This is a genomic window from Methanospirillum sp. (genome assembly GCF_028679455.1).
Taxonomy (GTDB): Archaea; Halobacteriota; Methanomicrobia; order Methanomicrobiales; family Methanospirillaceae; genus Methanospirillum.
Genome location: NZ_JAJRBM010000026.1, coordinates 1 through 5291, shown reverse-complemented (window position 1 = coordinate 5291; position 5291 = coordinate 1). Strand labels below are relative to the sequence as shown.

Sequence of the window (5291 nt, the reverse complement as noted above, 5' to 3'; positions counted from 1 at the left end):
AATCAGGACTAGGGAGTGCATAGGTGATCCCATCAAGACGAGCCAGAGCCCGGTCTGCCTGCGAGAGAAGGGAGAGCAAGGAATCATTGAGATCTAAAGGAGGATTTGGAGGGAGAGGCTTTGGAATAAAAGCTAAATATCCTTCTCTTTGGCGGATTGTTACTCCTGCTCTGCTTTCAACCATTCATACTCTCCATAATTATTAGTCGTTTAAGTCCGTGATTCCTGACATAGAGGACCCTATAGTAGTATGTGTCAGGTTTTCCTGATTAACATACTGCTTCCTTATCCGATCCTTGATTTTGAATATTTGAAGGTATCAGGATATCTTTGAGGGATGAGAAAACCACCACGGAAGCCGAACGGTTGACCCTGCAGACGGGGAAGCGACGCTAGGAGCGACCGGATGCAGGAGTCAACTTTTCGGCATGCCGGGTATCGGGTTTAGCCGATACCCGGTACCCTATGGAATACGTTCGTGAACGTATGTTCAATTCAGGTTTACGCCCACGAACGTATATTGAACGTAACGCGGCCCTAAAAACCGGGTGAACCTCACCGGAGGATCATTTTTTCAGGTAACTTTACAAACTTGTAAGCTAATTATTAATTTGTAAAGTGAAAGGGAACCGTATGCATATCGGAGAGCGGATACGACATGGGAGAATGAGGGCAGGACTCAGCCTGAGGGCTCTGGCTGAAAAGATTGGGATAACCGCCCCGGCACTTGGTAATTATGAGAATGGAATTACTACTCCGGACTCATCCCGGCTGATTTCAATAGCCGAGGCGCTGGATATCCCGATTGAATATTTTTTCAGACAAGAGCCGATAATTTCGCTCACTCCACTCGCATACCGGAAGAAGTCACGCTTCGGGATAAAGAAAGAGGAACAGGTTATTGAAGTGACCCGTGACTGGCTTGAGCGATTTTGTGCGATCGAAGATATTCTTGGTGAGCAGGGAGAGCCCGATCTTCCTGAACCAGTAATCCTTTCCTCTCCGGACGAGATAGAGCAGATTGCGATGGACCTTCGAAAGAGATGGAATCTCGGTGTTGAACCGATTCAGAGCCTCATGGATATCATGGAGCAACATGGGATCAAGGTCTGTCTCATTGACGGTCCGAAGTCGTTTGACGGGATGATCATCATGGTGAATGATAACCTTCCGGTGATTGTTATTAACCGTGCCATGAGCTGAGATCGGCAACGACTGACTCTTGCCCATGAAATTGGTCATCTTGTCTGCTCAATCCCTGAAGACTGGTTTGATGATGCGTTGTTTCATCGGTTTGCAGGGGCTTTTCTGTTCCCGGATGAGCGGGTGAAGACCGAATTTGGTGGCCGCAGAAAGAAGATCAGCATTGAAGAGCTCTGTATCCTGAAACACCGGTATGGCATCTCCATGATGGCAATATTGTACCGGGCATACCATCTTGGCCTGATATCGGTATCATTCTTAAAAAGTATGCAGATTCTGTTCAGAAAAAACGGGTGGCATGAATGCGAGCCGATGAGACCGTATCCTCCGGAAGAACCGACATACATGAATCAGCTTATCATGCGGGCATATTCTGAGGGAATGATTACCCGGAGCCGGGCGAATGAGCTGTATGGAGGTGATATATCAACGATCTGCGGTTGTGAGTCCTGTTCATGAGCAGAGAGATCCTCCATCTCCTTGATTCGAGTGTCCTGTTCACCCTGCAAGACGGAGGTCTGATATCATCTCTTTGGGATCTGCATATTTCTCTGGTGACTGTGGACCTGATTCAGGCAGAATGGAAGAGTGTTCTCCCCTCTCATCTGATTTCTGCCGGTCTGCCGGTAAAACCGCTTACCGGCCCTGAAATGGCGGAACTGTTTCGTCTGGCACCTGTACATAAGAGAATCAGCCCGGCTGATCTTTCTTTGTTTGTGTATTCTGTCCATCACCCTGATACTATGGTCATTACCGGGGATCGAAGGTTACGCAGCCTGTGTGAAGAGCATGAAATTCCTGTTTACGGGGTGCTCTGGCTTATGGACATGCTGGATGAGAGGGGAGTTGTCTCAGGATCTTATCTTGCTGATGCCCTCGAAGAGATGATCACGAAAGGAAATTTTCTTCCAGAAGGTGATTGTGAGAAGAGACTGGAGAAGTGGAGAGGGCAAAAATGGATTACGAGAGAATATCGAAGAAACAATTTGAAAAATAACTCGACCACATACAAATGATTAAACCTTTAGGTTTAATCATTCTGAAAATAGGGGGAACCGGGGTTTTTCGGAACATCGGAACGATCAGGCTGTGGTGAATTGACTACAGAAATCAGAGTGCCCGAGGCTCTCCCCTGCCAGTATTGGGAGGCCGGATATCAGGCCGGTCCTCCATGCTCCGGGGGCCTGTGTATCATGGCACATACGTGTCGTATCGCTTACAATATCCCGGTTTCGAAAACCGGTCAGACTTTTTCAGGAAGAGACCTTCCCGATGATCGAGAGTGCTCCGGCTGCAAGGTCAGGAGGGGGATAATCCTCCTCCTCCATATGCAGAGCACCGATCACCTCGCTGGCAAAGATGAGCGATTCATAAGCCAGGCTTCGGTATTTCATCCAGGTCATCAGGAGCCCGATACCATTCAGAACGGCTGCTCCGGTTGAGACCAGGGCCAGAACGAGACTACCCTCTATCATACTCACCCCCTCCCAGGGCAACCACTTCAGAGACCTGCATCGGACCAGCGGCATAGGTTCGGCTATGCTCAGTGGTGTTATTACTCCGGGTTTCAGTTGAGAGAGACACCTGGCCGGTCACGTTGATCAGTGTCCTGGACCGGGTTCCTTCTTCCCCGACCTTCTTGGTCGAGATGATCTGTCCGTTCTGCATCAGCCCGGATGAAACCAGTTCTTCGGATCGCCTCTCCTCATAGGATGAAAAGGTGACTGAATCACGGGCAAACCGGACCGAATAGAGTTCCACCGCTCCCGTAATGGCACATAGGTGCAGCTGAACCGGTCCTCTGATCTTTCATAGGACGGAGTGCCTCTAATTTGCGGTATTCAGGGTGGTGGTGGCGATGATAATGCTGACATTAGTGATAAGCCAGATCCGGAGCCTTGATGCTGATGGTCCCGACAGTCTTGGCCTCTTTATATTGTAGATGACTTTTTCTTCCGACCTGGATGCGTTCGAGACCCCAGGGGGGTGACTCCAGGCCTCTCAAGGACGTAACATCCCCACGGATTATTGGTCCGAATGTCGTCCACGATGAAATGAAGGCTGCCATGCTGTCCTCGGGCGAGGCAAACTCACTGACTGCAGTCTTCATACGGTCCTGTCTGTTTAAAAATCTGCGAAACAGAAAAATTTTACTTAAATATCGGGATTCAATGAGTTATCTGTGAGTTTCTCTTCAATATTCTCTTTTTGATCCTTAAACCGCCCCAATCATTGCCTGATGAGGACCAGTTAAAGCACTTTCCAGAACACTCGATCGTGTTTTCAATCGTTCAAACTCTTTAGGTGTGTAACAGAGATAATCGATCGAATACCCAGTTCTGATCCTTTTTCTGACAAGAGGAAACCGCTCATGCTGCGGAACATCCCTGAAATACTCTGATACTACAATCACATCAAGATCTGAATCATCATGGGGAGTTCCCTGCACCCGTGAACCAAACAGGATAACATCTTCAGGCTGAAAAAGATCAATGAGCTTTGGAAGTATCTCTAACCTGAACCCATCAATAACCGGATCATTCATGGATTAATCCCCTCCGGATACATCATAGCAAACACCTTCTTCGCTTTCCTGACCCGGTCCTTTGCAATAGTTCAGTATAGTATTCACAGGGGATCACCTCGCTCATATCAGGATACCATGATGTCTGGTAATCTCCCATCAGATCGATAATATCAGGCATGATATCATCAGGACACTCGAGGAGATCTCCAAGTCGTTCAAGATCATGGGTTCTTGGGATGGAGCGCCCGGATACCGAGATCAGCCCCGAGCATTTTTTCTACAGACTGGTGAGAGTAGAACGCTGCTGAATCAAATCCCCCGATTGATAGATTCTTTTCAGCAATCTGGAGATCATGGACGGCCTGCTTAATCCACCGGTCTCCAATCTCCTCATAATCTGTCATGAACCGAACTCCGTAACTGTATCTATTGGTTGTTTTTCTGTTCTCAAAAGGATACCTGAAGTTTATCCAGTCAACACCTCTGACAATTCCTGCATGACCGGTGGTAACCGTGCCTCAAAGAGTTGTATTGCAATTACTCTTCCACCCCGGATAACTCGTAGAACCGGTATAACCGGTCCGGTGAACCGGAGATCCCGGGAAATGACCGCCCGGTCATCAGTGAAGAGATGCTGACTGTACGATCTGCTCCCCCGATGAATGTTCCGGACAGCAAAGCCGCTCTTCACACCAGATGGAGGCTCTCGTCATATCAGCCTGAGAGAACTGCTATCCGATAACGAGGCAGATCGCTCCGGCTATTACGTAGTACCAATTCATTCCCATACCTCGGAAAGGGAAAAAAGGGGGTATTGTGTTTGGTTATGCGAGTGCAGCTAAACCGGTCCTCTGAGCTGTCATGGGACGGAGTGCCTCCCATTGCGGTATTCAGGGCGCGAAGATGCTGACATCAGTGATAAGCTGACGGAGTCGGAGCCTTGATGCTGATGGTCCCGACGGTTTTGTCCTCGTTATTCTCGTAGATGACCTTTTCCCTATGACTCGGATGCCTTCGAGACCCCAGGGAGGGTTACTCCAGGCCTCTCAAAGACGTACATCCCCACGGGTTATTGGTCAGGATGTCGCCCTCGTTGAGGTGAAGGCTGCCATGCTGCCCTCGGGAGCTGCAAGCTCCCTGACTGCAGTCTTCATCCGCTCCCGTCTGTGTGAAATCTGCCATGTTCGATAGACCCCTGCCGTGATCTCTCACGGCTGAATAGAGATTGGCGGGAGTATATAAATGGTTGAACCGGGATCTGAAACGCGGGGAGAAGATGGGAGGGATGAAGAAACGGAGTGACAGTAGCGGCAATAAAAATTAAAAATCCATCATTCCTTTAAGTCTTATATAATATCCGGGACTTGTTGTGGAATACATCGTTGACAATATTTTCTTTAAAGGATCAATTGATGGAAGGTTTTTTTCGAACGACACCGCTAATTCCATTAATCCATTTTGAATCCTTTCAAAATGAATATTTTCTAACATTACAGTAGAATCTCCACTCTTCAAACGGTTTAATCTCTCAATTAATCCCATATTCGTCAGATCTTTTCTT

The 5291-nt window shown here is 48.1% G+C and carries 12 protein-coding genes and 1 pseudogene; 4 read left to right on the top strand and 9 right to left on the bottom strand.

Annotated features, from left to right (window positions below):
• Positions 1-184: pseudogene (locus LUQ50_RS00760) on the bottom strand (Fic family protein); the annotation flags it as partial.
• A gap of 449 nt (positions 185-633) precedes the next feature.
• On the opposite strand from LUQ50_RS00760, the gene LUQ50_RS00755 reads away from it, so the two are divergent.
• Genes LUQ50_RS00755 through LUQ50_RS00745 form a run of 3 tightly spaced genes read left to right on the top strand, consistent with a single transcriptional unit; the run spans position 634 to position 2219 of the window.
• Positions 634-1203, top strand: coding sequence for a helix-turn-helix transcriptional regulator (locus tag LUQ50_RS00755; protein WP_300034693.1), 570 nt, complete (start codon positions 634-636; stop codon positions 1201-1203).
• 12 nt (positions 1204-1215) lie between these two features.
• Positions 1216-1662: an ImmA/IrrE family metallo-endopeptidase gene (locus tag LUQ50_RS00750; RefSeq protein ID WP_300034696.1), complete on the top strand. Its 447-nt coding sequence runs from the start codon at positions 1216-1218 to the stop codon at positions 1660-1662.
• Positions 1659-2219: a hypothetical protein gene (locus LUQ50_RS00745; RefSeq protein ID WP_300034690.1), complete on the top strand. Its 561-nt coding sequence runs from the start codon at positions 1659-1661 to the stop codon at positions 2217-2219. The genes LUQ50_RS00750 and LUQ50_RS00745 overlap by 4 nt, the downstream gene beginning before the upstream one ends.
• A gap of 237 nt (positions 2220-2456) precedes the next feature.
• Here the strand turns inward: LUQ50_RS00745 and LUQ50_RS00740 are convergent, their stop codons facing one another.
• From LUQ50_RS00740 to LUQ50_RS00710, 7 genes are all read right to left on the bottom strand, one after another.
• Positions 2457-2678 (bottom strand): hypothetical protein, encoded by a 222-nt coding sequence (locus LUQ50_RS00740; RefSeq protein WP_300034687.1) that lies wholly within the window; start codon positions 2676-2678, stop codon positions 2457-2459.
• Positions 2665-2964, bottom strand: coding sequence for a hypothetical protein (locus LUQ50_RS00735; protein ID WP_300034684.1), 300 nt, complete (start codon positions 2962-2964; stop codon positions 2665-2667). Before LUQ50_RS00735 ends, LUQ50_RS00740 begins: the two co-directional genes overlap by 14 nt.
• Positions 2965-3076: 112 nt before the next feature.
• Positions 3077-3313 (bottom strand): hypothetical protein, encoded by a 237-nt coding sequence (locus tag LUQ50_RS00730; RefSeq protein WP_300034681.1) that lies wholly within the window; start codon positions 3311-3313, stop codon positions 3077-3079.
• Between the two features lie 105 nt (positions 3314-3418).
• Positions 3419-3748 (bottom strand): nucleotidyltransferase domain-containing protein, encoded by a 330-nt coding sequence (locus LUQ50_RS00725; protein WP_300034678.1) that lies wholly within the window; start codon positions 3746-3748, stop codon positions 3419-3421.
• A gap of 22 nt (positions 3749-3770) precedes the next feature.
• Positions 3771-3908 (bottom strand): hypothetical protein, encoded by a 138-nt coding sequence (locus LUQ50_RS00720; protein WP_300034675.1) that lies wholly within the window; start codon positions 3906-3908, stop codon positions 3771-3773.
• Between the two features lie 43 nt (positions 3909-3951).
• Positions 3952-4134: a HEPN domain-containing protein gene (locus tag LUQ50_RS00715; RefSeq protein WP_300034672.1), complete on the bottom strand. Its 183-nt coding sequence runs from the start codon at positions 4132-4134 to the stop codon at positions 3952-3954.
• 62 nt (positions 4135-4196) lie between these two features.
• Complete coding sequence (locus LUQ50_RS00710; RefSeq protein WP_300034669.1) at positions 4197-4421, bottom strand: hypothetical protein; 225 nt, start codon at positions 4419-4421, stop codon at positions 4197-4199.
• Positions 4422-4738: 317 nt separating this feature from the next.
• Between LUQ50_RS00710 and LUQ50_RS00705 the strand changes: the two genes are divergently transcribed.
• Positions 4739-4921, top strand: a complete 183-nt coding sequence (locus tag LUQ50_RS00705; protein WP_300034666.1) for a hypothetical protein — start codon at positions 4739-4741, stop codon at positions 4919-4921.
• A gap of 129 nt (positions 4922-5050) precedes the next feature.
• Here the strand turns inward: LUQ50_RS00705 and LUQ50_RS00700 are convergent.
• A partial coding sequence (locus LUQ50_RS00700) for a hypothetical protein (protein ID WP_300034663.1) occupies positions 5051-5291 on the bottom strand: 241 nt, incomplete at its 5' end.

Excerpts from the sequence above, each read along its gene's own strand:
- LUQ50_RS00725 (WP_300034678.1), bottom strand. The coding sequence starts at position 3,748 with ATGAATGATCCGGTTATTGATGGGTTCAGGTTAGAGATACTTCCAAAG.
- LUQ50_RS00705 (WP_300034666.1), top strand. The coding sequence starts at position 4,739 with ATGCCTTCGAGACCCCAGGGAGGGTTACTCCAGGCCTCTCAAAGACGT.
- LUQ50_RS00740 (WP_300034687.1), bottom strand. The coding sequence starts at position 2,678 with ATGATAGAGGGTAGTCTCGTTCTGGCCCTGGTCTCAACCGGAGCAGCC.
- LUQ50_RS00755 (WP_300034693.1), top strand. The coding sequence starts at position 634 with ATGCATATCGGAGAGCGGATACGACATGGGAGAATGAGGGCAGGACTC.
- LUQ50_RS00720 (WP_300034675.1), bottom strand. The coding sequence starts at position 3,908 with ATGCCTGATATTATCGATCTGATGGGAGATTACCAGACATCATGGTAT.
- LUQ50_RS00730 (WP_300034681.1), bottom strand. The coding sequence starts at position 3,313 with ATGAAGACTGCAGTCAGTGAGTTTGCCTCGCCCGAGGACAGCATGGCA.
- LUQ50_RS00715 (WP_300034672.1), bottom strand. The coding sequence starts at position 4,134 with ATGACAGATTATGAGGAGATTGGAGACCGGTGGATTAAGCAGGCCGTC.
- LUQ50_RS00745 (WP_300034690.1), top strand. The coding sequence starts at position 1,659 with ATGAGCAGAGAGATCCTCCATCTCCTTGATTCGAGTGTCCTGTTCACC.